Source organism: Croceicoccus pelagius (genome assembly GCF_001661915.1).
Classification (GTDB): domain Bacteria; phylum Pseudomonadota; class Alphaproteobacteria; order Sphingomonadales; family Sphingomonadaceae; genus Croceicoccus; species Croceicoccus pelagius.
The window spans coordinates 32,374-57,232 of sequence record NZ_LYWY01000037.1 but is presented as its reverse complement, the minus strand read 5'-3'; the positions used below and the strand labels follow the sequence as shown (position 1 = coordinate 57,232).

Below are 24,859 nucleotides of genomic sequence, written 5' to 3'. Positions count from 1 at the left end.
GAGTGGGGACTATGGCATCGCAAAATCTGCCGAATACGGTGAACTTCAAAGTCAACAAGAGCGGGGTGATCGTCGATCACCGCAAGATCACGCCCGACGCGAACGGTATCGTCGAGCTGACCATCGCGCAGGACAACAAGTGGGAGTTCGCTTCGAACACCGACTTCATTCCGTCAGGATACAGTTCGTGGACCGCGCTGACCGATGGGAACGGCACCTTCATCGGTGTGCTGGTCGAGGACGGCCAGATCGCGTTCAGCGCGCGTACCGGCACGTCGGGTCAGGACCTGCAGCTGAAGGTCACCTCCAGCGGAACCGCCGGCAAGGAATATGAATATGCCGTACTGCTGCAGTCGACCGACGACAGCGGCACGTTCGCGTTCTGCGATCCGATCATCGTCGACCGTGGCGGCTAGGCGCCGTTTCCACCTCTAGATGCAAACGACTCTCAACAGTCGGTTTTGATTGAATCGGCGGCAGTGCATCCCTAGGTGAAACCGGACTAGATCGTTCCGATTAAGGAGCGATCGTATGGCGACACCCGGGGAGCACGAGCTTACATGCGGCTTTCGAGCATGGCCGATTACGCCGTCGTGGCGATGCGTGCCGCTGCCCTTCACTGTGGCGGCGATCGCACCAATGCGTCCGAAATCTCGGAAGAAACCGGCCTGCCACTGCCCACCGTGCAAAAGCTGGTGAGCAGGCTTTCATCCGCCGGCCTGCTGCGTTCGGTGCGCGGCGCGGGCGGCGGTTTCCGCCTAGCGCGCCCGGCCGCCGCGATCACCGTTGCGGACATTGTCGAGGCGATCGAAGGCCCCATCGCGCTGACCCAGTGCTGCGACGAGGATGGCGACTGCGCCATCGAACTGCGCTGCGGCACTCGCGCGCACTGGCCGCAGGTGAACCGCGCCATCCGCTCCGCGCTTTCCGGCATTTCGCTGGTCGATCTCGCTCACGAGAAAGCCCCGCAAGACATACCCGATCTGGAAGTACCCGCATGAACGACCCACAGGCAGAAGTGCTGAAAGCAGCCCAGGACGAGGCGATCGAGAAGGACCGCGCCGCGAAAGATGCGGCCAAGGCTCTCGAAACCTACGAATACGGCTTCTCCTCCGACATCGAGCAGGAGTTTGCGGAAAAAGGGCTTTCGGAAGAGACCGTCCGCTTCATCTCGGCAAAGAAGGAAGAGCCGGAATGGATGCTGGAATGGCGCCTGAAGGCATACCGCCACTGGCTGACCATGCCGCAGCCGGACTGGGCGAAGGTCAACTTCCCGCCGATCGATTATCAGGATGCGTATTACTACGCCGCGCCCAAGAAGAAGCCGAAGCTGGAATCGCTCGACGAACTCGATCCCGAGATCAAGGCTGTCTATGACAAGCTGGGCATTCCGATTGCGGAGCAGGAAGTCCTCGCCGGCGTCGAGGGCGCGCGCAAGGTTGCCGTGGACGCGGTGTTTGACAGCGTCTCGGTCGCGACGACCTTCCGCAAGGAACTGGAAGAAGCGGGCGTCATTTTCCGCTCCATCTCCGAGGCGATCAAGGAATACCCCGATCTGGTCAAGAAGTGGCTCGGCAAGGTCGTGCCGATGCACGACAACTTCTTTGCGACGCTCAACTGCGCGGTCTTTTCCGACGGTACGTTCGTCTACATCCCCAAGGGCGTGCGCTGCCCGATGGAGCTGTCGACCTATTTCCGCATCAATGCCGAGAACACGGGCCAGTTCGAACGCACGCTGATCGTCGCCGAAGAAGGTAGCTACGTCAGCTATCTCGAAGGCTGCACCGCGCCGATGCGCGATGAAAACCAGCTCCACGCCGCCGTGGTCGAACTGGTCGCGCTGGACGATGCGGAGATCAAGTATTCCACCGTCCAGAACTGGTACCCCGGCGATGCCGAGGGCAAGGGCGGCATCTACAACTTCGTGACCAAGCGCGCCCTGTGTCAGGGCAAGAACAGCAAGGTCAGCTGGACGCAGGTCGAAACCGGATCGGCCGTGACGTGGAAGTATCCCTCCTGCGTGCTCAACGGCGAAAACTCGGTGGGTGAATTCTACTCGGTCGCCGTCACCAACAACCGCCAGCAGGCCGATACCGGCACGAAGATGATCCACAACGGGAAGAACACCCGCTCGACGATCATTTCCAAGGGGATCAGCGCGGGCAAGTCCGACAACACCTATCGCGGCCTCGTCCGCGTGGGGCCGAATGCCGACAACGTGCGCAACTTCACGCAGTGCGACAGCCTGCTGCTGGGCAGCGAATGCGGCGCGCATACCGTGCCCTATATCGAGGTGAAGAACCCCACCGCCCAGATCGAGCACGAGGCGACGACGTCCAAGATCAGCGACGACCAGCTGTTCTACGCGATGCAGCGCGGGCTGGACGAGGAGCAGGCCGTGGCCCTGATCGTCAACGGCTTTGCCAAGGAAGTGCTGAAAGAGCTGCCGATGGAGTTTGCGGTCGAGGCGCAGAAGCTGCTGGCGATCTCGCTTGAGGGGAGCGTGGGGTGATCGGCAAAGCAATTACAGCCCTTGGTGTAGCAAGCTTGACATTGAGTGGTGCCGCGTCAGCCGAGCCCGAGCCGTACTCGATATATTACACGATCCCCATGGTCGCTCCGATGTATCGCTATTCCGCCTGTCTGCTCGAAGACCAGCTTGAGCCGTTTGAGGCGAGCCTCGAGCGTTGTCAGACTATTCGCGCAGAATTGGATCTTTTGAACGAGGACATCATTCCGGACTTCCATCGGGGGCAAGAGTCGTGGCGGTCAGGTCAGTACATTCAGGCCCTCAACGGGGTAGAGCGTAACGCCAGAGAAATTCGGCAAACTGGTCATGCCGTCCCCGTTGCTTTCGTAACCTACCTGAAATGTGCGTCGATAGCGGTAATGAACGACAAAGACTTCAAGAATTCCAGCGCCGTTTCTGGGAATCTGGCCTACGATGAATGCCGTAAGCCGCTATTTACCGCCATCAAGTCTGACATGACCGAATACAAAAAGAAGGCGTGGCGGCTCTATCGTCGTGTCGACTTTCGCGGACGCTTCTTGACGCCAAGCGGAAGCACCTCACGAATTCAGGGTGGCTGGAATGGCCATACTATGTCGCAGGGCTTGCTCAAAATCGAAGACCTGCCTTGTGTCGCTCAGGTTTTTGGCAGCGCCGCCTCCGTCGATGAAACGATTTGTAATGACTGAACGCAAACCACTCACACTGCGTCCCGCGTCTGACGACGCCGAACCCGCGATCAAGAAGAAGGGTCGCGGCTGGGAAATTTCCGAATCGCGGCTCGACGCGCTGCACGATCGTGCGCGCGAGATGCGGCGGCATTCGACGCCTGCGCACAAGGCACTGGCCGAGAAGTTCGCAGAGGCCGACATGGGCCGCTACACCTTCAAGCGCCACGCCGTCGTCGGCAGCGCCATCGTCGACTTCAACTGCCACAGCCTCGGCATGGCGATCGACATCGACGAGGAAGGCGAGGACGAGGCGCTGGCAAAACGCCGCGACAAGAGCCTCGAGGCCGTGGGCATCCGCGTCATGCGTATCAAGGCCGACGACATCCTCACTAACATGGACGACGTGCTGAAGCGCATCACCGCTGGAATGCGGATGCGTATCGCCGACCGGCAGGAAGCGCGGCGCAAGCATTTCGACGAAAAGAAAAACAGCGGGCAGGGCTACAAACCCCGCACCTCTCGCGGCCCGAAAAGAGACTGATACGATGCTGAAAATCGAAAACCTCCACGCCGAAGTAGACGGTAAGAAGATCCTCAACGGCCTGACGCTCGAAGTCGGCGCGGGCGAGGTCCATGCGATCATGGGCCCCAACGGCGCGGGCAAGTCGACGCTGGCCTATACGCTGGGCGGCCGTCCGGGTTACGAGATCACCGAAGGGTCGGTGACGTTCGACGGGCAGGACCTGCTGGACATGGAACCGCACGAACGCGCCGCTGCCGGCCTGTTCCTTGGCTTCCAGTATCCGGTCGAAATTCCCGGCGTCTCCAACGTCCAGTTTCTGCGCGAGGCGGCCAATGCCCAGCGCAAGGCCCGCGGCGAGGAGGCACTGACCGGCGGCGAGTTCCTGAAGCTCGCGAAGGAAAAGGCAGCCCTGCTGCGCATGGACATGGACATGCTGAAGCGCCCGGTGAACGTCGGCTTCTCGGGCGGTGAGAAGAAGCGGAACGAGATGGTGCAGATGGGCATCCTCGATCCCAAGTTCGCCATTCTGGACGAGACGGATTCGGGCCTCGACATCGATGCGCTGCGCACCGTGGGCGATGGCATCAATTCGATCATGCGCGATGCGGGCAAGGGCGTGCTGCTCATTACCCATTACCAGCGCCTGCTCGACTACGTGAAGCCGGACAAGGTCCACATCCTTGCCAAGGGCCGCATCGTGAAGACCGGCGGGCCGGAACTGGCGCTGGAGCTTGAGCGCGAGGGCTACGAGGAAGTCGTGTGACCGATCTGGCTACCCTTCCCACCACCCGTGACGAAGACTGGCGCTATGCCGACGCGGCGGCGCTGGAAGCTTCGGATGCGAACACGCTGACCGATTGGACCGAAATCGCGGTTCCGGCGGGCGAAAGCCGTGCCGAAAGCCGCGACGTCACCGGCATCGAACGCATCCGCGTGCGCATCGGCAAGGGCGGGCGGTTCGAACTGTCTGCGGTCAACGCGGCGCCCGACTATGCGCGGCTGGAATGCGAAGTCACTCTGGAAGACGGCGCACACTTTGAATTCGGCGGCGTCACCATCGGCGGCGGCAGTGAAACGCGCGAATTCGTGACCCGCTGCATCCATGGCGAACCCAACGCCACCTCGAACCAGGTCGTGCGCGCGGTTCACTGGGGCAAGGCGGTCGGCAATTTCCTTGGCCGGATCGAGGTCGTGCGCGATGCGCAGAAGACCGACGCTGCACAGAACTTCCGCGCGATCCTTCTTGAAAAGGGCGCGAGCGCGAATACCAAGCCGGAACTCGAAATCTTCGCAGACGACGTGAAGTGCGCCCACGGCGCAGCGATCGGCGCGCTGGACCAGTCGGCGGGTTTCTACATGGCCGCGCGCGGCATTCCGCTCGAGATCGCACGTAAGCTGCAGGTGCAGGCCTTTATCGCCGACGCATTCGAGAACATCGAAGACGGGGAACTGGGCGAGAAGCTGCTCGAACGTGCTCTTTCCGTGCTCGAAGGTGCGCAGCTGTGAGCACGCAGACGATATCCCGCAAGGCGGACTTCCCCGGCATGGTCAATGCCGACGGCAGCCCCTGGCACTATCTCGACACTGCGGCGACTTCGCAGAAGCCGCAGGCCGTGGTCGACGCGATGGCCAACGCGCTGGGGCGCGATTACGCAACGGTGCACCGCGGCGTCTATTCGCGCAGCGCCGAGATGACGCTGGGCTACGAAGCCGCGCGCCGCAAGGTCGCGGGCCTTGTCGGCGGGGTGGAGGACGAGATCGTTTTCACCCGCGGCGCGACCGAGGCGATCAATCTTGTTGCTGCAACATGGGGTGCAGCAAACCTGAAGGCCGGAGATCGCGTTCTCCTGTCAGTTCTGGAGCATCATTCGAACATCGTGCCGTGGCAGATGCTGCGCGACAGGGTCGGAATTGAGATCGATGTCTGCCCGCTGACCGATGATGGCCGCATTGACCTCGATGCTGCGCGGCAACTCGTTGACGAACGGACGAAACTGATCGCGTTGGCGCACGTATCGAACGTGCTGGGTTCACGGCTCGACACGGCGAAGGCGGCAGAACTCGCCCGTTCTGTCGGCGCGAAACTGCTGCTGGACGGTTGTCAGGCGGTGCCCCGCACAAAAGTCGACGTTAAAGCTCTCGATTGCGATTTCTACGTCTTTTCCGCGCACAAGATCTACGGCCCCACCGGAATCGGCGCGCTCTGGGCCAAGAAGGACATCCTGGACGCCATGCCCCCCTATCAGGGCGGCGGTTCGATGATCGATCGGGTGACGTTCGAAAAGACGACATGGGCCGATGCGCCGCAGCGCTTCGAGGCGGGCACCCCCGCCATTACCGAGGCGATCGCCTTTGCCGCTGCCGTCGATTACGTCGAGGGTATCGGTATCGAACGGATCGCGGCGCACGAGGACGATCTTGTCCGAAAGGCGCGCGCCGAACTGGCCAAGATCAATTCGCTTCGCCTGTTCGGGCCGGACGACAGTGCAGGGATCGTAAGCTTCCAGCTTGGCGACATCCACCCGCACGATCTGGGCACCATTCTCGATGAAGAAAACGTCGCGATTCGCGCCGGCCACCACTGCGCCCAGCCGCTGATGGACCACCTGGGCGTTCCCGCGACGGCCCGGGCCAGCTTCGGCCTCTATTCCGACGAAGACGATATCGCCGCGCTGATCCGCGGCATCGAACGCACGATGAGGATCTTCGGATGACCCCCGAAAACGATGAAACCAACACCCCCGACCGCGTCGTGGCACCCCCGCCGACCGAGGAAGTGAACAGCGTGGAAACCCCGCGCCGCGCCCGCGTTGAAGAGGCGGTCGCGGAAAGCGCAGTCGAAAAGCTGGAGCGCAAGAAGGACTATCTCGACGGTTTTCTGAAGGAAAAGCCCGCCGACCTGGCCGAAAACGAACCGGGCGGCGATCTTTACGAAAGCGTGATCACCGCGCTGAAGGAAATCTACGACCCCGAAATCCCGGTGAACATCTACGATCTGGGCCTGATTTACGGTGTCGAGATCGACGACAACAGCCGCGCGGTCGTCACCATGACGCTGACCACGCCGCACTGTCCGGTGGCCGAATCGATGCCGGGCGAGGTCGAACTGCGCGTCGGCGCGGTTCCGGGCGTGGGCGATGCCGAAGTGAACCTCGTCTGGGACCCGCCGTGGGACCCGCAGAAGATGAGCGACGAGGCCAAGCTCGAACTCGGAATGTTGTGAGCACGACCGTCGCCTCGACCTTGGCCATTACCTTGGCCGACTACCGCGATCCGGCGGACGCGGCAGCACTTGTCGTGCTGCTCGACGCTTATGCGCGCGATCCGATGGGCGGAGGTGAGCCGCTTTCGGACAAGGCGCGGGAAGGACTGCCTGCAGCATTGGCCGATCATCCCGGAGCGTTCAGCCTGATCGCGCGCGAGGATGGCGAACCCGTGGGCCTTGCCAATTGTTTCACGGGTTTTTCCACGTTCGCCTGTTCGCCGCTGGTCAACATTCACGACATGGCCGTGCTGCCTTCGCACCGTGGCAAGGGCATCGGCCGCGCCCTGATGCGGGCCATTGCCGACGAGGCGAAAAAGCGTGGGGCCTGCAAGATCACACTCGAAGTCCTGTCGGGCAACGAAGGGGCGAAGGCGCTGTACGCCAGCGAAGGCTATGCGACCTATGCCCTTGATCCGGCGATGGGCAGTGCCCACTTCTGGGAAAAGAAATTATGACTGACACGAAGACCCGCCCCGCCCCCAAGGCCGCCGTCACGCTGACTGCCAGCGCGGAACAGCGCGTGGCCGACCTGATGGCCAAGGCGCCCGACGGCGCGATCGGCGTGAAGCTGTCGACACCGCGTCGCGGCTGTTCGGGCCTTGCCTACTCGGTCGACTACGTGAACGAGGCGAATGCCTTCGACGAACGTATCGAAACGCCCGGCGGCCTGTTCTTCATCGACGGCGCCAGCGTGCTGTATTTGATCGGCAGCACGATGGACTGGGTCGAGGACGATTTTCAGGCGGGCTTCGTCTTCAACAATCCCAACGCGACCGGCTCATGCGGTTGCGGCGAGAGTTTCACCGTATAAATCCGCCCATGCGGGCCTGCGTCCGGCGGTTCGGCCCGCTTCCGGTGCTCACGTACTGAAGTACGCTGCGCTCCGGGTCGATCGGCATCACCGGCCTCGGATCCACCTGAACGAATTTCTCCAGAGAAATTGAATTTCAGGCTGCGGGAGCACTCCCGCCGTCGAGGAAGTCGAGCAACGCAGCGTCGAATTCGTCAACCTGGCCATTGCCCGAAATCTGGGCATCCAGCCACTTCTTCTCGCTGGCGGTCACGGCTTGATCGGCTGCGACAAGCTGTCCGCGGGTCGGTTCGTTTGTGCCCTTGCGACCGAATACTTTACCGAAACGGTTCGGGCTGGTTTTCGCCATGCGGCCGAGGAAGCGGCCGACGTTCGAACTGGCATCGGCCATGAACGTTTCCAGTTCAGCAGCGCGTTCGCGGCTGATCTGGGAATTTTCGGACGAGAACCCCTGCAGGTGGTTGCCCACGGCCTGCACGAACAGGCGCTTCCATTCGGGCGCGTTGTTCGCGTCCAGGCAGGCGTCCTTGATGCGATAGAGCATTTCGGCCTCGCGGCGGCTAACCGCGCCGGGGCGGTCCGAACCGGGTGCAAAGATTGCGCGGCGAAGGATCCTGCATTCGGCGGCGCTGACATGGGTGTGTGAAAGCTCACCGCCGCAGCGGGTGGGGCCGGTGCCGGTCAGCACCTCATGCTCCATGACCCCAAGAACATAGACCTTCATCTTTTCCGGCACGTTCGATGCGCGCTCGACAAGGCGGACGACCAGTTCCAGTTCCGCCATCGATTCGACGTTGCCGCTCGCGCTTAGTCGCGCAATCAGCCAGCTTGCCTGTTCATCGGTAACGTAGCCGCGCGGCTCCAACGTGTTGAGCACGTATTCGCCGATCGCCTCGACGAAGAAATCGACCCAGGCATCGGTGCGGCCGCCCAGCGAATCGTTCAATGCGAAGATCGCCTCCGCCTCTTCGGCAGTGATCTGTCCGTCCCCCCAACCGGCGCGGCGGAGCTGGAGAATCTCTTCGTCCGAAATCTGCCGATCCGCAGCAGCCTGCCGGGCGATATCGCTGAAATGCATGGTCATGAGCGCGCAAAACCCCTTGTTCGTCGGGGAATGGCTTACCCAAACAAGCTTAAGACGGGGTTACCTCGGTGCGAAAGCAGTTCAACGGCGCCGAAGCGCGGCGATGCACGCTGCGCGGTCGACATCGCGTCCGTCAGTGCCGCGGCGCGCTTCCACCCATGTCGCGGTTTCGCCGCGCCCCGGTGCGGTGGGATAGAGGAAGACGTCGAGCACGCAGGCATTGCCCGTAAACTGCAGCTTGCGCGCATCGCCTTCCCATACGTCGAGCCGTGGGCTGCCGAATTGGCGGACGAGGCCGCTGGCATCGGTGCCGATCACGCCGTCGAGCCCCGGTGCATCCATGATGCGCGGCGCGCGAAAGCCGGTCTGCGGCTGGATCTGCGGTTCTTGCGGCGGGACCGGAGCGCTGTTCGCGGGGCGCGAGGATGGGACGGTGTAGCTGGGCCCGCTGGCACAAGCGGCGACGAGCGGGATCAGAGCAAGGGCGATAAGGCTACGCATCGATCTTCCCCTGCCTCAGCGCGGCGCGATGCACCAGATGGGTCGCCGCCGCTGCCCCCAGGAACGGGGCCAAAAGGTTCAGGATCGGGATGGCCAGCAGGCCGACGACCGCCAGACCCAAAAGGAAGCGGCTGGAAAAGCCCAGCGGCGCGGCAGCGCCGTCCTTCATGTGGCGCACCCAGACCATGTCCTGAAGCTCCCGCCCCAGAAGAAATGCGTTCACCACCGCGAAGACAACGGCAGGGCCGATCGCGGTGAAGACCAGCGCCAGCGCGAAGGGCAGGGCGATCAAGTTTGCGATAAGCGCCCGCACCGCGCCGCGAAGGGCAATCCGTCCCTGTTCGCCCATCGGCAGGTCGCGCGGGGAGAGCGCCGGATAGAACTTCGCCTCGACCAGCTCGACGACTTCGTCGGCATAGAACTGCAGCACCGCCATCGCGACGATGCGCCATGCCAGCCATGCCGCGATCAGGCCGACCAGCCCCAGCACCGCGACCATCGCGATCCCGACGCCCGGCACGGTCTGGTCATAGTCCAGCCCGAACATTGCCCCGATCCCCCAGCCCAGCAGCACGACCAGCGCAACGCCCAGCACGATGGCAAGCACGAGACTGATGAGGATCGACTTCACCAGAAGCCAGATGACCCGCCTGTCGCCAAGCTGGGTCGCCGCCAGCGCAAAGGCCTGCGGTATCGAAAGGGCGGAACGGGCATCCTGCATGGACGCAGGTAGATGCGAGCGCCGGCCCGGTGTCAATAAGGCTCCGCTGTCAATAAAGCGCGTGATGTTCGGCGCTTGCCGTATCGGGCAGGTGCGCCTAACCCCGCTGCAATTTTCCCATCGACCTCTAAAAGGCCCCTAGCCAAGCCATGACCGATACCCGTTTCGACGTCCTCGCCATCGGAAATGCCATCGTGGACGTGATCTCGCCGTGCGAAGACGCGTTTCTGGAAAGCGAAGGGCTCGACAAGGGCGCGATGGCGCTGATCGACACGTCGCGGGCCGAGGAGCTTTACGCCCACATGGGTCCGGCGCGGGAAATTTCCGGCGGGTCGGCAGCGAATACCTGTGCAGGTCTGGCGGCGTTGGGCAGCAGGGCGGCCTTCATCGGGCAAGTTGCTGACGATCAGCTCGGCGCGGTCTTCGCGCACGACATTCGCGCGGCGGGCATCCACTACGAAGTCGCACCGCGCGAAGGCGATCCGCCGACGGCGCGTTGCCTCGTCCTCGTCACGCCCGATGGCCAGCGCACGATGAACACCTTCCTCGGCGCGTCGCAGCACTTGCCGGCGAGCGCGATCGACGCGGACCTCATCGCCAGCGCCAAGGTGCTCTACCTCGAAGGGTACCTTTGGGACCCCGACGATCCGCGCGCCGCGATGAAGGGTGCGATCGATGCCGCTCGCAAGGCTGGCCGTCAGGTCGCCTTCACGCTGTCGGATGCTTTCCTGCTCGACCGCCACGGCGACGATTTCCGCAAGCTGATCGACGACGGCCTGATCGACATCCTCTTCGCCAACGAAGTCGAACTGCTGGGCCTGACCGGCGCGGCCGATTTCGAGGCAGGCGTTGCCGCTCTTGCGCCGAAGCTGCCGGTGCTGGTCGCCACGCGCAGCGAGAAGGGCGCGATTGCAGTTGCCGGTGCGGAGCGCGCCGAAGTGCCTGCCGAACCCGTTTCCAAGGTCGTCGATACGACCGGTGCGGGCGACAGCTTTGCCGCAGGGTTCCTCCACGGCCACGTCCGCGGCGCGCTGCTGGCCGATTGCCTGACGATGGGTGCGGTCGCGGCGGCGGAAGTCATCAGCCACTATGGCGCACGGCCCGAGGCGGATTTGAAGGCGCTCGTCGCTAACCGTCTGGGCTGATCGGCGCGGGCTGAGCTTCGCGCTCAGCCCTTCGCTTCACGCTCCACTTCGCGCCAGCCAATGTCGCGGCGGCAGAAGCCGGTCGGGAAATCGATGGCGTCTACCATCTCGTAAGCGATCTTCTGCGCGGCGGTCACGCTGTCGCCCATGGCCGTCACGTTCAGCACGCGCCCGCCATTGGCGACAAGCTGACCGTCCTTCTGTGCGGTGCCGGCATGGAAGACCTTGCCGCCTTTTGCCTCTGCCGCGTTCAGGCCATCGATTGCGCCGCCTTTTTCGGGCGTGTCGGGATAGCCATTGGCCGCCATCACCACGGTAAGCGCGGTCTGGTCCGCGAAACGCGCCGGCCGCAGCTTGGCGAGCGAGTTGGTCGCGCAGGCCAGAAGGATTTCGCCCAGATCATCTTCCAGCCGCATCATCAGCACCTGGCATTCGGGATCGCCGAAACGGCAGTTGTATTCGATCAGCGTCGGGCCTTCCTCGGTCAGCATGAGGCCCGCGTAGAGGACGCCGCGATAGGGTGTGCCGTCTTCTGCCATCTGGCGCACGGTCGGCGCGATGATGCGTTCCAGAACCTGCCCGCGCAGCATGGGGCTCAGCACCGGGGCGGGGCTGTAGGCACCCATGCCGCCGGTATTGGGGCCGGTGTCGCCTTCACCCACGCGCTTGTGATCCTGCGCCGAACCGAACGGCATGATCGTCGCGCCGTCGGTGATCGCGAAATAGCTCGCTTCCTCGCCGCGCATGAATTCCTCGATCACGACTTGCGCACCGGCAGAGCCGAACCGCCCGCCGAAGATGTCGCGGATCGCCTCTATCGCCTCGGCTTCGCTTTCGGCGATGATCACGCCCTTGCCCGCGGCCAGGCCGTCGGCCTTGATGACGACGGGGGTGGTGAATTTCTTCAGCGCGGCCAGCGCCTCGTCCGCCGTGTCGGCGCGCACGTAACCGGCAGTGGGTATCCCTGCGCGCTGACACATGTCTTTCGTGAAACCCTTGGACCCTTCGAGCTGGGCTGCTTCCCGGCTGGGTCCGAAAACCGCGATACCGGCACCGCGCAGCGCATCGGCAATTCCGTCGACCAGCGGGGCTTCGGGGCCGACGACGACGAGACCGACGTGATTTTCCTCGCAGAAGGCGATAGTCGCGTCATGGTCCGACACGTCGAGCGTTATGCATTCGGCATGGTCGGCAATGCCCGGGTTGCCCGGCGCGGCGAATATTTTCCCCGGCTCACGCCCCTCAGGGACCAGCAGGCGGGATTGCGCCAGCTTCCATGCCAGCGCATGTTCGCGTCCGCCCGAGCCGATCAAAAGGAAGTTCATTGGCCAATCGCCCTGAAAATTACGATGAAGACGCGCGGCTCCTAGCGAAGGAGAGGCAAGGGGACAACGCCGCTCCCCTGTCGATTTCGCAAATCTCCCAAATGTTGAAGCGCACGGTGGAGGATCGTTTCGGGCATGTGCGCCTTCGTGGCGAGCTTTCGGGCGTCAAACGGGCGGCATCAGGCCACATGTATTGCGCGCTGAAGGACGAGAACGCCGTTATCGACGGTGTGATGTGGCGCGGCAATGCCGGACGGCTGGCATTCCGGCCCGAGGACGGCGTGGAAGTCATCGCGACAGGCAAGCTGACGACATACCCGGGGCGTTCGAAATACCAGATCGTCATCGAATCGATGGAGATCGCGGGGGAAGGCGCGCTGCTGGCGCTGCTTGCGAAGCTGAAGGCGAAACTGGAGGCCGAGGGCCTGTTCGCGCCCGAACGCAAGCGCCGCCTGCCCTTTCTGCCGCGCACGATCGGCGTTGTGACCAGCCCGACCGGCGCGGTGATCCGAGACATCCTGCACCGGCTGGGCGACCGGTTTCCCAGCCACGTCGTCGTCTGGCCGGTCATGGTGCAGGGGCAGGGCTCCGCCGAGCAGGTTGCGAATGCCGTGCGCGGGTTTTCGGCGCTACCCCCAAACGGACCGGTGCCGCGCCCCGACCTCCTGATTGTTGCGCGCGGGGGCGGTTCGATCGAGGATCTGTGGTCCTTCAACGAGGAAGTCGTCGTGCGCGCGATCGCCGAATCGACGATTCCGACGATCTCCGCCGTGGGGCACGAGACAGACACGACGCTGGCCGACTTCGCTGCCGACTTGCGCGCGCCCACGCCGACCGCCGCGGCCGAACTGGCCGTTCCGGTACGGCAGGAACTGATGGCCATGCTCGACGAATATGCCGCGCGTCAGCGTCGCGGCGTCGTGCGGCCCGTGGCGCTCGCCCGCGAGAGACTGATTTCTTGGAGCGAGCGGCTTCCCGATCCGAAGATGCTGGTCGAGGCGCAGGGCCAGCGGCTCGACGACCTGACCGACCGGTTGCGGCGCGGCCTTGCAGGGCGTGCGGAACAGGCGCGGCGCGCGCTGGCCGAAAGCGGCGGGGGCCTGCGCCCGGCGCTTCTGCAGCGCCATGTCGTGCAGCTTCGCCGCGATCTGGCTCGTGTACCCGATCCCGGCATCCTGGCGCGTCAACGGGTGCGTGAGGCAGGGCAGGCGCTGGCCTCGCTCTCGCGGCTCCTGCCACAGCTTAATCCCTATGCGCCGCTCGAACGCGGTTATGCGGTAGTTACCGATCCTTCGGGCCATGCCGTTACGACGCGGGAGAGTGCAGCGGCGCAAGCGGGCCTGACGCTGCGTTTCCGCGATGGTACTCTGGACGTCACTCCCGGTGAGTCCGCGCCACCTGCACCGCGTCCCCGCAAGGCAGCGCGCCGCTCGTCGCAGGATGATCCCGCTTCGGGCCAGCAGTCATTGTTTTGACAGGTTCCTTTGCCTATCTGGATTGCATGTTGATGAGTACCAAAGAACCGGCCCGCCTGATCTACGGCCCCAACGGCTTTCGCCAGCTGAGCGCGGGGGACCACGTCCTGTGCGCCGTGTCCGGCGTTCCGATCCAGCTCGACATGCTCCGTTATTGGAGCGTTGAGCGTCAGGAAGCCTACGCCACTTGTGAGATCGCGACAGAGCGGCTTTCGCCGAAGGGATGATCAGGGCGCCTCTTACCTTCTTCGCCCTTGCCGCCGCGCTGACCGGCTGCACTGTCGTACCACCGTCCGATGGACAGGCGCAGGCAGCGGCCCCTGCGGCACCCGAACCGGCTCCGGCCCCTACACCTACCTCGCAGGCTCTCCCTGCCGGTGTCTTCACGCTTTCGGGCGAGATGACTCAAGGCGGCTGGCTTCGCGGCAATGCGCCGGTGGGCACGACTTCGCTGACGCTGAACGGCGACCCGGTGTCGGTCGATGCCGACGGGCAGTTCCTTGCCGCGTTCGACCGCGATTCAGGGCCGATCGCGACTCTGGTCGCCACCCGCAGCGACGGGTCCAAAGTGACAAAGCCGCTTCAGATCAGCCCGCGCGACTGGCGGATCGAACATATCAATGCCGCACGCCGCACCGGCGGGCCGAGCGAGGCCTTCATGAAGCGCCGCATGCCCGAGCTGGAGGCGATCAACGCTTCGCGCGATAAAGTCACCGGTGCGCAAGGCTGGCGCGAGGATTTTATCTGGCCGGTCAAGGGCCGCGTTTCCGGCCTGTTCGGATCGCAACGCATCTATCGCGGCGAACCGGGCAGCTATCATTCGGGCATCGACATCGCGCCGGGGGCGGGCACGCCTTACGTGGCCCCTGCCGACGGTGTCGTGGTTCTGGCGGTCGATGACTTCTCGCTCGAAGGCAAGCTGCTGATTATCGATCACGGCATGGGCCTCAACAGCGCGTTCCTCCATTCGCAGCAGCTTTTCGTGAAGGAAGGCGATCATGTGAAGCAGGGACAGCGGCTTGGCCTCGTCGGCTCCAGCGGGCGGGCCACCGGGCCGCATCTGCACTGGAGCCTGAAGTGGAACGACGCGCGGCTCGATCCGCTGCTCTTCACGGGGCCGACGGGCAACTGATGACACGAATCGCGCGGGCAGGCGGGCTTCTGGCCCTGCTGCTGCTCGTGTGGCTGATCCTGTTCGTGCCGGACCGCACGGTTCCTCGCGGCACGCGCATCCTGTTCGATTTTCCGGTCGCGGCGGAGCCTATAGAGGGCGCCGCGCTGGACGAGGCAGGCCCGCTGAAACTGGCCGGCGCATGGCGGCTGACCGGCGAGGCGAGCGAGTTTCATTCATTGTCCGGCCTTGCGCTTACTGCTGACGGCAGACTGGCTGCCGTCAGCGATCGCGGCTTGCTTATCACCATGCCGAAACCCGGCGAAGGGGACACCGCCACGGCACGGGCCTTGGTGCCCGATGGCTCGGGCGGCTTTGCCGTGGTCGATTCGGAAGCGATCGTCATCGACGAGGGCGGCACCACATGGTTCGCCCGCGAAAACCAGAACATGATCTCCCGTCTGGGCGAGGTAGGCGAAAAGCCGAAAACGGTCCGGCCCGCAGCCATGTCGGACTGGTCGCCCCTGCGCGGTCCGGAAACGCTGGCGCGCACTCCGGACGGGCGGTTTATGGTGATTGGAGAAGGTCGCGAAGACGGTCGCCACGGGACGTTTCCCGGCCTGATGTTCGATAGCGACCCTGTCGAGGCACCCGAACCTTGGCTCTTTCATGTCGCCATGCCCGACGGGTTGCGCCCGGTGGAGGCGGCGGTGCTGTCCGATGGCACCGTACTCGTACTGGGCCGCAGTTTCGGCCTGCCGTTCCGTTTCGAAAGTGCGCTCTACGCTTTCGATCTGGCGGATGCGAAGCCTGCCAGCCGGGTCGATGCGCGGTTGATCGGGCGAATCGGCGGACCCGGGATTTCCGACAATTTCGAAGGCATGGCGGTCGAGGAAGGCGCAGACGGCGCTCTGACCATCTGGGTCGTGTCCGACAGCAACGACGCGCAAGTCATGCAGAGCACGATCCTGCTGAAGCTGGAAACGCGAAAAAGCGCCCTGCGATAGTCGCGGGCGCTTCTTCATCTTTCCCTTGCGGGAGAAATCAGGCTGCGGCTGCAGCCTTCTTCAGCTCGCGCTTCACCTTGAGCGCGCGTGCCGACAGCTTGGCATCGCTGGTCTTCAGCAGCCAGTTGTCGAGACCGCCGTTGTGCTCGACCGAGCGCAGACCATGCGTCGAGACGCGGAACTTGTAGCCGCGCTCGAGCTTTTCGCTCAGCAGCGTGACGTTCTGCAGGTTCGGCAGAAAGACGCGCTTGGTCTTGTTGTTGGCGTGGCTCACATTGTGGCCGACCTGGCGACCCTTGCCGGTCAGTTCGCAGATGCGCGACATGGCTATAAACTCGCTTGTAAAACAGTGAATCCGTAATCGGAAAGCGGCGCGCATAGCGGCGACAGGCCCGTCCGTCAAGCAAACGGGCGCTGAACCGTTTCCGGTGCGAGGTCCCATTGCCGCATTCTCGCGATTCGGGCAAGTCGGCGAATGAAATGAGTGAAACCGCGAAACGATGGCCGCTTCCCCCCGCGATGCAGGCCGCGCTGGACGAAGCGCGCAAGGCCGCGCAGGCTGGCGAAGTGCCGGTGGGCGCGGTCATCGTGAGGGACGGGGCGATTGTCGCCAGCGCCCACAATGCCCCCCGCGCGTTGAAAGACCCGACCGCCCATGCCGAGATGCTGGCGATTCGCCGCGCGGCACAGGCGCTGGGTGACGATAGGCTGACGGGCTGCGACCTCTATGTAACGTTGGAACCGTGCCCCATGTGCGCTGGCGCCATCGCCCACGCCCGAATCGCGCGGGTCTATTACGGGGCGTCCGATCCCAAGGGCGGCGCGGTAGAACACGGGTGCCGGACCTTCGAGCAGGCGGGCTGCCTGCACCGGCCCGAGGTCTATGCAGGGATTGGCGAATCGGAAGCGGCGGACCTGCTGCGCGGGTTCTTTCGCGAGCGGCGTTAGGGAGCGGCAGCTTTCGGGATTATCTAAGAGGGCGCCGGTTGGCTGCTATGGGGTGGGTAGCTGACGTTCCAGATTGCTTATGCCCTGTCTCAATCCTAGCGTTTCCAGATGGCAGAAGTTCACCCTACGGCCTCCTATGCCGAAGCCATTGCGCAGCAGGTAACTGGCAAGAGGGCTGACCAAACCCGGCGGTTCACGAGTGGACTTGTTCACTACGTCTTCGAGGTTCATCTCGATGATGGCTCAGCCGTGGTCGTCAAAGCCGGAGCGAATGATCGCAGGCAGAGCCTTGCGGCAAGCGTGAAGATGACCGCTTTACTACGGCCCATGGGTGTTCCCATACCCGAGATCATTGCCTCGGATTTGGATGCCAGGCTTCCCTGGGTCATGATGGAGAGAGTTCCAGGCACTGACTTGGGACAGATTCTCAATTCATTGACAGAGACGCAGCGCAAACAGGTCGCTTATGAAGTCGCGCAAGCCCAGAAAATCGTAGGCCAACTAAGCACGGCTGGCACATTTGGCTATGTGACGGGCATTGGGCCGGCGCAGCACAGGAATTTGCCAGACTTACTCGATGAGGACTTCGCGCGGCTGCGTAAGCGCATTTCTCACGCTGGCTTATTTGGCGACTGCCACGCGAACCGTCTCGCTGAAACTCTCAATTCGATGCGGAACCGCCTTCTTGAGATACGGCCCATCGCCTTCCTGCATGACACAACAACAAAGAATGTCATCGTTGATCCGATTGGCGGCAAAGTGGGGATTATCGATGTTGAAAATCTCTGTTTCGGCGATCCGCGTTACGTCATCGCGGTGACTTCTGCGATGCTGCTAGTTGCCGGACAACCGCAGGAGTACATTCAAGCATGGCTGACTTTTTCCGGCTTGGAGAACGACGAGGTTTGTGAACTATATGTGTGCCTGGCTTTATTAGAATTGATGAGCGAGCACGGCCAGAACTGGAGTGATATCGTCGTACATTCGAACGAACAATCCCGCTCGCACTTGCTCCATATTTTCGATGCCAAATTATCCTGTCTGAACGCGAAAGTCGCCAAGGGATAATGTCCGCAATTAGGGTCGTTAGCTGCCAATCCGCTTTGAGACAGCAAACCCCCTAAAGTGGCTGGAAATCAAGCCCGATGTCGGCGGCAGGTGCGCTTTGTGTCAGGCGGCCTACCGAGACGTAGGTCACGCCTGTCGCCGCGATCGGGCCGATGGTGTCGAGATTGACACCGCCCGAAGCTTCTGCCGGCACGCGCCCGTCGATCAGCGCCACGGCCTTTCGCAGCGTGTCCGGCCCCATGTTGTCGAGCAGGAGATGCGTCGCGCCCGCGTCCAGCGCGGGTTCGATCTGGTCGATGCGGTCGACTTCGCAGATGATGTTCTGAACTCCCGCGCGCACGGCGCGGGCGACGGCTTCGCTGACGGAGCCTGCCACGGCGACGTGGTTATCCTTGATCATCGCCGCGTCCCACAGCCCCATGCGGTGGTTCTGCGCGCCGCCCATGCGGGTGGCGTATTTTTCGAGGTGGCGAAGGCCCGGAATGGTCTTGCGCGTATCTAGCAGGGTCGCGTGGCCATCCATCGCGGCAACGTAAGTCGCGGTCATCGTCGCGATGCCAGACAAGTGCTGCACTGTGTTCAGTGCACTACGCTCTGCCGTCAGCAGCGCGCGGGCATTGCCCGACAGGCGCATGAGGTCGGTCCCGCCTTCGACCGTCTCGCCATCGGCGATCAGCACCTCGATCGAACAAGTGGGGTCGAGCGCGCGGAAGAACGCTGCGGCAATCGGCAGGCCCGCGACGGTAATCGCATCGCGGCTGTCCATCACGCCGGAGAAGCGCGCGTCTGCGGGAATCACGCTCTCAGAAGTCACGTCATGCCCGCCGTCCGGCAGGCCCTCGCCAAGATCCTCCGCAAGAGTTTCGCGGACGAAGCGGTCAAGGTCGAAGCCGGGAAGCGAGAAAGTCATGAAGTGCCTTTGCGTAGAACTCTAACTGAGAGCAAGTGCTGAAATCGGGGCGCGAAGCGACACCCGCAAGGCCGAACGGCCGCCCGAGCCTATGCGAGGAAAGCCAAGGGGCCGGATGGCCCCGCCGGCGCTTGAGGCCAAACAAACAACTGCGGCGTTTGAGGGCGCCCGACCCGAAGGTCGGGCACACAAATCAATGCACGAAGCGCGCAACGACGTCGCGGTAGCTGCGGCTGACCTTCACCTCGGCACCGGAATCGAGCACGAGGAAGCATTCGCCGTTGGTGTGCGGCTTCACCTGGCGGACCTGGTTGAGGTTGACGATGGTGGAACGGTGGACACGCTGGAAAGCGCGCGGGTCGAGGCGGCGTTCGAGGTCCTTCATCGTTTCGCGCAGGACCAGCGAGTTCTCTCCGGTCGAGATCACCATGTAGTCGCCCGCAGCCTCGATATGCTCGATCGTGTCGACGTCGACGCGGAAGATCTGGCCGCGATCCTTAACGTTCAGCATCTTTTCGTAGCGGCCATCGGCGGCGATATCCTCGTCCGGCATCTGGTCCATCGCGTCGGGCGCGACTTCGGCCAGCACGTTCTTGAGCTTTTCGACTTCCTCAAGCCCCTTGCGTTCGTTGATTCGCGTGCGTGCACGTTCGATGGCATCGGCAAGGCGGTCTTCCTCGACCGGTTTCATCAGGTAGTCGACCGCATTCGCCTCGAATGCCTTCAAGGCATGTTCCGAATAGGCGGTGACGAAGATGAACAGCGGCGGATCGACGTCCATCACGCCCTTCACAACGGAAAAACCGTCGAAGCCGGGCATCTGGATGTCGAGAAACACGAGATCGGGCTTCTCGGTCTTGATGGCGCGGATCGCCTCGCGCCCGTTGGCGCAAGTGGCGATCACCTCGATGTCGGAGAAAGGCTCAAGCCGGACCTGAAGGCCCTGAATGGCGAGCTTTTCGTCGTCGACCAGAATGGTTCTGATGGTCATGGGAATTGGAATCCTGTCACGTGTTTGACGATAAACGGGTAGCGGACGACAAGGTTTCAGCGATCCGGCGGCCGATGGCGGGCGCCCCTGCGCCCTTCTTGCCTTCGTACGCCTCGTCTTCCTCGTCAGGTTCGGTGTCGAACGGAATTGTGATTATGACGGAAAACCCGTCCTGCGGGCGCGACACGATCTCGAAGCGTTGATCGTCCCCATAGGCCTGCGCCAGCCTTTCGCTGATGTTCGCAAGGCCGACGCCGGTGGAATGCATCCCTTCGCCGTGGGCTACGCCGATCACGTCTTCCGGCCTCTTGCCGCGCGGAATGCCGGGGCCGGTATCGGACACGGTAATGCGCAGCATCTCGCCGATGCGTTCGGCCTTCACGGTGATTTCTGCGCCCGATTCCTGGGCGCTGACCGCGTACTTGATCGCGTTCTCGACCAACGGTTGCAGCAGCAGCGATGGCAGCAATGCGCCCGCAACGCCGGGCGCGATGTCGAAACGGGTGCGCAGGCGCTCCTCGAACCGCATCCGCTCGATATCGAGGTACAGTTTGAGCGTGTCGATTTCCTGGGAAACCGTCACGCGCCCTGTCGGCTGGTTTACCAGCGTGTAACGCAGGAAGCTCGACAGCCGCGAAAGCATGGCATTGGCCGGTTCCGTCTGTTTGAGCAGCACGAGTGTCGAGATCGAGTTCAGCGTGTTGAACAGGAAATGCGGATTGAGCTGATACCGCAGCATCGCAAGCTGCGCGCTCGTCGCCTGGTTTTCCATGTCCAGCAGGCGATCGTTCGCCTCTTCCACCTGCAGGTAGAAATTGATCGCATAATAAAGCGCGGACCATGCGCCGAGCAGCGTCAGGTCGAGGTAGAACACGCCAAGGAATAGCTGCGCGAAATTGGGTTCGGCACTGGGCCGGTAGAGGGAGATGACCCAAGAATCGATGAAGGCATAGACGCCTACCGCCGTTGCCAGAACGATCGCGGTGACGCCCCATGTCACGATCGCGCGGCGGTTCATCAGGTTGCGATAGATGACCGAAAGTATGAGGCTGAGCGAGAAGCCCGTGACCGTCGCAAGGAAGACAAGTACGAGGAACGTGAACGGCTGTGCATTCGCGAGGCTGGACATCGCGCGCAGCACCATCGCACCGCCCCAGCCCAGGGCTTGAAGGCGCCAGAACGCGCGGTTCTTGTCGGCAAAGAAGGGTACGGGGGCGACGGGAAGGACGGACATACCCGACTGATAGCGCAATCGCGTGTCGCGCGACAGCACTCCGGCGGGCCCAAGAATCGACCACGGCTTGCGCCCGGCACGTATCATGCGTCCGTGTTGGCGATCATCGGGACGGTCGTGAAGAAGGCGGGCCTGTCATAAACGCCAGGCCGCGCTGCCGATCGGGTGAGACGAGCCGTTTAGCCGCCCTTGCCGGAGAGCGCACTGGCAAGGGCAGCCTTGCCGACTGCGCCCTGCAGGGTCTGGTCCTGCGTCACCCATGCGGGCGTGCCGTCGAACTGAAGCTGGTTGGCAAAAGCGCGGTTCGCCTCGATTTCGGCGGCGATGGCGTTGCTGGCAGCCGCCTTCTTCGCCATCCCGATATCGAGACCGGCCTCGCGTGCGGCCTTCTCGATATTTTCGGGCGTGGGCTTGCCGATGTCGTACATCGCCTTGTGGAATTCCTCGTACTTGCCCTGGTGCGCGGCGGCGAGCGCCATCTTGGCGGCATCGACGCTGCCCTGCGACAGGATCGGGAATTCGCGGATCACGACCTTCAGGTTGGGGTCTTCGGCAATGAGTTCGTCCACGGCCTCGACCGACTTCTTGCAGAAGCCGCAGGCATAGTCGCTGAATTCGACAAGGACTTTCGTGCCCTGCGGATTGCCGAGATAGGCACCCGGATAAGGCGTGAAGAGCTGTTCCTGAATGCCGGCCATCGCCTCTTCAGCCTGCTTTTCGCGGAGCCGGTCGACGACTTCGGGCAGGATTTCGGGATTTTCGAGCAGGTAGTTGCGCACCAGCGCCTCGATCGCGGCGCGCTCTTCCGGGTCGAACCCGGCGGCGCGAACGGCGGCGTCCGCCTCGCTTTCCGGGGATGCTCCACGGGCAGTGACGACCCAAATGGCGGCGGCGACAGCGAGGACGATCGCAATGATCGCGGCGGTCAGGCGGAAAGGCTTGGCAGCAAGGTTCATGGGTTGGTTTTACCTGCGCTTCTTCTGCTGTTCAATGATGGCCCGCGCCTCGAGCTTGATATCCTGCGCGCGCAGCCAGTCGACGGTCTCTGCCGGAAGCCCGGCTTCTGCCGCCGAAGCGTTCTGCAAGGCCGATTGCGGCCTGCCGGTGAGCATCTGCTGTTCGGCGCTGGCGAGGCGCGCACGCGGGGTATCGCCGCGCTCGCCATAGATACGGCCCAGCAGGTACCACGCGGTCGGGTTGTAGCGATCGCGCGCGACGGCGGTGCGCAGGATGCCTTCGGCCTCTTCGTAGTGGCTGCGGTCCTCGGTCGCGATAAGCGCATGACCGAACATCGTCGCGATCAGCGGTTCATTGCCAGAAAGCTCAACCGCGCGGCGCAGCGGGTCTAGCGCTTCGGCGGGCTTGCCCGATTCGAGCAGGACCTGACCCTTCAGTTCGAGGAAGTAGGGATTCTCCGGCTCTGCCGCGATCAGGGCATCGATCTCCTGGACCGACTGGCCGATCAGCGCTTCCTTGTTGCGGGCAAAGGCGCGGGCATAGTGGCCGGCGATGGACTTGTCGGTTTCGGGATAGGCGACGAGCGTGGCCTTGGGCTCTGCCTGATAGCCGTAGAGCTTGGCCTTCACGCGGCGGAAGCGTTCCTCGATCCGCGGATCGGAGGGCATGTTCCACGCCGGGTCCTTTTCATAGACCGCGGTCAGCGTCTCGATACGGTCGCGCGACAAGGGGTGGGTACGGAAGAAGGTGTCTTCCTCTTTCGCGAAATAGCCAGCGCGGTGTTCCAGTGCCTGCAGCTTCTGGAAGAATTCGAGCGAGCCGCGGCCCGAAAGCCCCGCGCCCGAAAGGTACTGCGCGCCGGCAAGGTCTGCCGCCGATTCCTGCCCGCGCGTGAAGGCAAGGAACTTGCCCATCGCCGCCTGCTGGCCTGCCGCGATCACGCCCATCGCCGCTTCGCCGCCGCCCGCGACGGCCGCCGCCGCGCCGAGCAGGAGCGAGATGATCGAGATGTTGCTGGCCGCTTTCGCGCCTTGGGAAAAATTGATGACGTGGCCGCCGGTGATGTGGCCCAGTTCGTGCGCGATCACGCCCTGTACCTGCAGCGCCGAATCCGCCTCGTTGATAAGGCCCGAATGAATGTAAATCGCCTGCCCGCCCGCGACGAAGGCGTTTACCGACGGTTCGTCGAGGAGGACGATATCTACATTATTGGGTTCAAGCCCCGCGGCCGCGATGATCGGCGCGCTCATGTCTTTCAAAAGCGCCTCGGTCTCGGCATCGCGCAGCACCGACTGGGCAAGCGCGGGCCGCGCGCCCAGAAGAGCGAGCGCGAGAAGCATGGCGATGTACGCCAGCGGTTTGAACAGGGTTCTTTGCATGTCTGCCTGGCGTCCGGACGTCTGCTTGCCGGATTGGCCGTCGGGCGCTGAACGGGGGATTAAGCCGGGATGGCCACAGGCTCAAGCGTCTTGGGCGGATTGTGCTAAATCGGACGGGCCTGCGGCGGGGCCTTCTTCCTCGATGGTCTCCACGATCTGCGCGGTATCGCCCACCGGCGAAACGCCGATGCGGTCAAGGAAATCGGCGCCCACGTCGAAGCTGTCGCCAAGCCAGAGGGGGATATTCGCGTCCTCGATATGTGCCTTGGCGGCCAGTTCTTCGGGGGTGTGCGGTTCGCCGTTCATGCGGATGAAGATCGCGGCCACCCGGCCCGGATTCTCCATCGCGATTTCCGAAAAGGCGATCAGATCGCCCTGCGTATCGTCGCCGATCAGCGCAAAGCGCATGTGCGGATAGGCTTCGAGCAGCGCGGTTGCCGCCATGCGCTTGTGAAGTCCGTGACCCGATGAACCCAGCGTCGCACGGTTGAAGCCCCAGTCGCGCAGATGGATCGGACCGATCGGAAGCGAGCGCGATTCCATGAAAGCGACGAGGTAATGGAACAGGTTCCACGGGCTGGAGGAGACATAGAAAAACGGCCGCTGCGTGGCGATGCGGCGGGTGCCGGGTTTGTCCCTGTCCGCGCTTGGGTCCGCAATCGCACCGGCCAGATTGCCGTAAAGCTTGCCCGCGCCGGGCACTTTCGTCCGATCAGAGGGCATTGTTGCCAGCAAGCGTCGCCAGTTGCGCGCGACGTTTGAGATGCCACCGGTAATGCCAGTCTCGATGATCGTGTCGTCGATGTCGGAGATGACGCCAAGCTTCGCATCGGTGCCGGGGGCGAGCACGTAGCCTTCAGCACTCTGCGCGCCCCTGGCGTTGTACCATTCGAACCGAACGGTCTCCCACGCGGTTGTCGCGGGAAGGCCCCAGCCGTCGATCTCGATATCGAACCGGACAAAGCCTTCGTCATTGGTGACGCCTTCGTGTCGCCACTCGCTGCCGTCGGGCGCTCCGATCACTAGCGAGACGGGCAGACGCGGGTGTTCCTTGGACGCGAATTGAGACCAGAGCGCGCGGATCTTGGCAAGATCGCTCTGGTGGTCCCAACTCGGTTCGCGGGCGCGCAGCGCGCGGGCGGTGATCGTCAGGCGGTTGGCGTTCCGATGGCCGAAATAGGGAAAGACGTGGGGCGGGTGTCCGAAGAAAGGCATATCCGACCA

Annotated in this window: 29 protein-coding genes; 18 read left to right on the top strand and 11 right to left on the bottom strand. The window is 63.3% G+C overall.

Going from position 1 to position 24,859, the window contains the following annotated elements:
• The first annotated feature begins 11 nt into the window (after nucleotides 1–11).
• The 11 genes from A9D15_RS09645 to A9D15_RS09595 all read left to right on the top strand — a co-directional run bounded on the left by A9D15_RS09645 (nucleotide 12) and on the right by A9D15_RS09595 (nucleotide 7,779).
• Nucleotides 12–416 carry a hypothetical protein gene (locus A9D15_RS09645; protein ID WP_066764396.1) on the top strand — a complete coding sequence of 135 codons (405 nt, stop codon included), beginning with the start codon at nucleotides 12–14 and terminating at the stop codon, nucleotides 414–416.
• Nucleotides 417–560: 144 nt separating this feature from the next.
• A complete protein-coding gene (locus A9D15_RS09640; RefSeq protein WP_066764395.1) occupies nucleotides 561–1,001 on the top strand; it encodes an SUF system Fe-S cluster assembly regulator in 441 nt (146 codons plus the stop codon).
• Nucleotides 998–2,512, top strand: coding sequence for a Fe-S cluster assembly protein SufB (gene sufB / locus A9D15_RS09635; RefSeq protein WP_066764393.1), 1,515 nt, complete (start codon nucleotides 998–1,000; stop codon nucleotides 2,510–2,512). The genes A9D15_RS09640 and sufB overlap by 4 nt, the downstream gene beginning before the upstream one ends.
• On the top strand, nucleotides 2,509–3,198 hold the full coding sequence (locus tag A9D15_RS09630; protein ID WP_066764391.1) for a hypothetical protein: 690 nt from the start codon (nucleotides 2,509–2,511) through the stop codon (nucleotides 3,196–3,198). Before sufB ends, A9D15_RS09630 begins: the two co-directional genes overlap by 4 nt.
• Nucleotides 3,191–3,721, top strand: coding sequence for an endonuclease domain-containing protein (locus A9D15_RS09625; protein WP_066764389.1), 531 nt, complete (start codon nucleotides 3,191–3,193; stop codon nucleotides 3,719–3,721). Before A9D15_RS09630 ends, A9D15_RS09625 begins: the two co-directional genes overlap by 8 nt.
• A 4-nt stretch (nucleotides 3,722–3,725) precedes the next feature.
• Nucleotides 3,726–4,466: a Fe-S cluster assembly ATPase SufC gene (gene sufC, locus A9D15_RS09620; protein WP_066764387.1), complete on the top strand. Its 741-nt coding sequence runs from the start codon at nucleotides 3,726–3,728 to the stop codon at nucleotides 4,464–4,466.
• Entirely contained in the window at nucleotides 4,463–5,209 is a 747-nt protein-coding gene (locus tag A9D15_RS09615; RefSeq protein ID WP_066764385.1) for a SufD family Fe-S cluster assembly protein, read from the top strand. The genes sufC and A9D15_RS09615 overlap by 4 nt, the downstream gene beginning before the upstream one ends.
• A 38-nt stretch (nucleotides 5,210–5,247) precedes the next feature.
• Nucleotides 5,248–6,417: a cysteine desulfurase gene (locus A9D15_RS09610; RefSeq protein WP_066765018.1), complete on the top strand. Its 1,170-nt coding sequence runs from the start codon at nucleotides 5,248–5,250 to the stop codon at nucleotides 6,415–6,417.
• Nucleotides 6,414–6,926, top strand: coding sequence for an SUF system Fe-S cluster assembly protein (locus A9D15_RS09605; protein WP_066764384.1), 513 nt, complete (start codon nucleotides 6,414–6,416; stop codon nucleotides 6,924–6,926). The genes A9D15_RS09610 and A9D15_RS09605 overlap by 4 nt, the downstream gene beginning before the upstream one ends.
• The gene (locus A9D15_RS09600; RefSeq protein WP_066764382.1) at nucleotides 6,923–7,423 is read left to right on the top strand and encodes a GNAT family N-acetyltransferase; all 501 of its coding nucleotides are present in this window, start codon (nucleotides 6,923–6,925) and stop codon (nucleotides 7,421–7,423) included. Before A9D15_RS09605 ends, A9D15_RS09600 begins: the two co-directional genes overlap by 4 nt.
• Entirely contained in the window at nucleotides 7,420–7,779 is a 360-nt protein-coding gene (locus A9D15_RS09595; protein ID WP_066764381.1) for a HesB/IscA family protein, read from the top strand. Before A9D15_RS09600 ends, A9D15_RS09595 begins: the two co-directional genes overlap by 4 nt.
• Before the next feature lie 136 nt (nucleotides 7,780–7,915).
• Here A9D15_RS09595 and A9D15_RS09590 read toward each other — a convergent pair whose 3' ends face one another.
• The 3 genes from A9D15_RS09590 to A9D15_RS09580 form a co-directional block, all read right to left on the bottom strand.
• Nucleotides 7,916–8,863, bottom strand: a complete 948-nt coding sequence (locus A9D15_RS09590) for a hypothetical protein (RefSeq protein ID WP_066764380.1) — start codon at nucleotides 8,861–8,863, stop codon at nucleotides 7,916–7,918.
• Between the two features lie 81 nt (nucleotides 8,864–8,944).
• Nucleotides 8,945–9,364: a hypothetical protein gene (locus tag A9D15_RS09585; RefSeq protein ID WP_066764378.1), complete on the bottom strand. Its 420-nt coding sequence runs from the start codon at nucleotides 9,362–9,364 to the stop codon at nucleotides 8,945–8,947.
• Nucleotides 9,357–10,085: an EI24 domain-containing protein gene (locus A9D15_RS09580; RefSeq protein WP_082924390.1), complete on the bottom strand. Its 729-nt coding sequence runs from the start codon at nucleotides 10,083–10,085 to the stop codon at nucleotides 9,357–9,359. The genes A9D15_RS09585 and A9D15_RS09580 overlap by 8 nt, the downstream gene beginning before the upstream one ends.
• A 149-nt stretch (nucleotides 10,086–10,234) precedes the next feature.
• Here A9D15_RS09580 and A9D15_RS09575 point away from each other — a divergent pair, with 149 nt between their 5' ends.
• Nucleotides 10,235–11,230: an adenosine kinase gene (locus A9D15_RS09575; protein WP_066764376.1), complete on the top strand. Its 996-nt coding sequence runs from the start codon at nucleotides 10,235–10,237 to the stop codon at nucleotides 11,228–11,230.
• 23 nt (nucleotides 11,231–11,253) lie between these two features.
• Here the strand turns inward: A9D15_RS09575 and purD are convergent, their stop codons facing one another.
• Complete coding sequence (gene purD / locus A9D15_RS09570; protein WP_066764375.1) at nucleotides 11,254–12,555, bottom strand: phosphoribosylamine--glycine ligase; 1,302 nt, start codon at nucleotides 12,553–12,555, stop codon at nucleotides 11,254–11,256.
• Here purD and xseA point away from each other — a divergent pair.
• The 4 genes from xseA to A9D15_RS09550 are packed head-to-tail and all read left to right on the top strand — an operon-like array spanning nucleotide 12,507 to nucleotide 16,148.
• A complete protein-coding gene (gene xseA, locus A9D15_RS09565) occupies nucleotides 12,507–14,030 on the top strand; it encodes an exodeoxyribonuclease VII large subunit (RefSeq protein WP_066765014.1) in 1,524 nt (507 codons plus the stop codon). The two genes, purD and xseA, sit on opposite strands and share 49 nt — an antisense overlap.
• Nucleotides 14,031–14,056: 26 nt before the next feature.
• The gene (locus A9D15_RS09560; protein WP_066764373.1) at nucleotides 14,057–14,257 is read left to right on the top strand and encodes a DUF2093 domain-containing protein; all 201 of its coding nucleotides are present in this window, start codon (nucleotides 14,057–14,059) and stop codon (nucleotides 14,255–14,257) included.
• Entirely contained in the window at nucleotides 14,254–15,162 is a 909-nt protein-coding gene (locus tag A9D15_RS09555; protein WP_066764372.1) for a M23 family metallopeptidase, read from the top strand. The genes A9D15_RS09560 and A9D15_RS09555 overlap by 4 nt, the downstream gene beginning before the upstream one ends.
• Nucleotides 15,162–16,148 carry an esterase-like activity of phytase family protein gene (locus A9D15_RS09550; protein WP_066764370.1) on the top strand — a complete coding sequence of 329 codons (987 nt, stop codon included), beginning with the start codon at nucleotides 15,162–15,164 and terminating at the stop codon, nucleotides 16,146–16,148. The genes A9D15_RS09555 and A9D15_RS09550 overlap by 1 nt, the downstream gene beginning before the upstream one ends.
• Nucleotides 16,149–16,185: 37 nt before the next feature.
• Here A9D15_RS09550 and rpmB read toward each other — a convergent pair whose 3' ends face one another.
• Nucleotides 16,186–16,473 carry a 50S ribosomal protein L28 gene (gene rpmB / locus A9D15_RS09545; protein ID WP_066764368.1) on the bottom strand — a complete coding sequence of 96 codons (288 nt, stop codon included), beginning with the start codon at nucleotides 16,471–16,473 and terminating at the stop codon, nucleotides 16,186–16,188.
• 155 nt (nucleotides 16,474–16,628) lie between these two features.
• Between rpmB and A9D15_RS09540 the strand changes: the two genes are divergently transcribed.
• Complete coding sequence (locus A9D15_RS09540; protein WP_066764366.1) at nucleotides 16,629–17,096, top strand: nucleoside deaminase; 468 nt, start codon at nucleotides 16,629–16,631, stop codon at nucleotides 17,094–17,096.
• Between the two features lie 108 nt (nucleotides 17,097–17,204).
• The gene (locus A9D15_RS09535) at nucleotides 17,205–18,164 is read left to right on the top strand and encodes a phosphotransferase family protein (protein ID WP_066764364.1); all 960 of its coding nucleotides are present in this window, start codon (nucleotides 17,205–17,207) and stop codon (nucleotides 18,162–18,164) included.
• Nucleotides 18,165–18,216: 52 nt separating this feature from the next.
• Here the strand turns inward: A9D15_RS09535 and nadC are convergent, their stop codons facing one another.
• From nadC to A9D15_RS09505, 6 genes are all read right to left on the bottom strand, one after another.
• The gene (gene nadC / locus A9D15_RS09530; protein ID WP_066764362.1) at nucleotides 18,217–19,074 is read right to left on the bottom strand and encodes a carboxylating nicotinate-nucleotide diphosphorylase; all 858 of its coding nucleotides are present in this window, start codon (nucleotides 19,072–19,074) and stop codon (nucleotides 18,217–18,219) included.
• A gap of 193 nt (nucleotides 19,075–19,267) precedes the next feature.
• The gene (locus A9D15_RS09525) at nucleotides 19,268–20,065 is read right to left on the bottom strand and encodes a LytR/AlgR family response regulator transcription factor (RefSeq protein ID WP_066764361.1); all 798 of its coding nucleotides are present in this window, start codon (nucleotides 20,063–20,065) and stop codon (nucleotides 19,268–19,270) included.
• Between the two features lie 16 nt (nucleotides 20,066–20,081).
• On the bottom strand, nucleotides 20,082–21,299 hold the full coding sequence (locus A9D15_RS09520) for a sensor histidine kinase (protein ID WP_066765013.1): 1,218 nt from the start codon (nucleotides 21,297–21,299) through the stop codon (nucleotides 20,082–20,084).
• Between the two features lie 179 nt (nucleotides 21,300–21,478).
• Nucleotides 21,479–22,255 (bottom strand): DsbA family protein, encoded by a 777-nt coding sequence (locus tag A9D15_RS09515; protein ID WP_066764359.1) that lies wholly within the window; start codon nucleotides 22,253–22,255, stop codon nucleotides 21,479–21,481.
• Between the two features lie 9 nt (nucleotides 22,256–22,264).
• Nucleotides 22,265–23,635, bottom strand: a complete 1,371-nt coding sequence (locus A9D15_RS09510) for a M48 family metalloprotease (protein ID WP_066764358.1) — start codon at nucleotides 23,633–23,635, stop codon at nucleotides 22,265–22,267.
• 81 nt (nucleotides 23,636–23,716) lie between these two features.
• Nucleotides 23,717–24,850 (bottom strand): phosphatase domain-containing protein, encoded by a 1,134-nt coding sequence (locus A9D15_RS09505; RefSeq protein WP_066764357.1) that lies wholly within the window; start codon nucleotides 24,848–24,850, stop codon nucleotides 23,717–23,719.
• Between the last annotated feature and the right edge of the window lie 9 nt (nucleotides 24,851–24,859).